The 641-nt window shown below is 48.2% G+C and carries 1 protein-coding gene; it reads right to left on the bottom strand.

Annotated elements, in window-relative coordinates; translation table 11 throughout:
- Positions 1–641, bottom strand: a 641-nt coding sequence (locus tag B5G04_RS19215) for an IS5 family transposase (protein WP_087398368.1), incomplete at both ends; no start/stop codon positions are given.

The raw sequence follows: 641 nt of genomic DNA, 5'->3' as shown, positions 1-641 counted from the left end.
ATGAATGCAATCTGTACCATAGCTTCTGCGGTTTCAGCAAGGAATTCATAATCGATGGTCAGCCTTCTGAAGTTTTCCAGCCATGAGAAAGAGCGTTCCACAATCCAGCGTTTGGGCAGTACTTGAAATTTGGATGGACATTCGTCCGGTCTGAGTACGACCTCCAATATCCATCCGAATTTCTTCTTGACCCAATCAGCCAAATCTCCCCTGTAGCCTCCATCCGCCAATATTTTAACCAAGCGCGGAAATTTATAAGCGAGTTTTTCTATGGCTTGTGGGGCGCCCTTGCTGTCATGCAGGTTGGCTTCATGGATTGTGACGGCTAACGGAAGGCCAAGCGTATCGACTATGATGTGCTCTTTCCGTCCCTTGATTTTCTTGTTCCCGTCTATACCACGGTCAGAATCAACATGATGGGAAGTCTTTACGCTTCTGGAATCCATGATGCCAAGACTGGGACTTTCCTCCCGTCCCGCCTGTTTACGGATAAGGGAGTGCAAGGCATCCATCACCTCTTCAAACACACCTTCAAGCTTCCACTTGCGGAAGTAGTAATAGACGGTTTGCCAAGGGGCGAAGTCAGAAGGAAGCATACGCCACTGGCAGCCGGTCTTGTTGATATAAAGGATGGCATTCAT

Source organism: Bacteroides sp. An51A (assembly GCF_002161565.1).
GTDB lineage: Bacteria > Bacteroidota > Bacteroidia > Bacteroidales > Bacteroidaceae > Phocaeicola > Phocaeicola intestinalis.
Note: the sequence above shows the minus strand (reverse complement) of the source record. Positions and strands in the feature narration are given on the sequence as shown.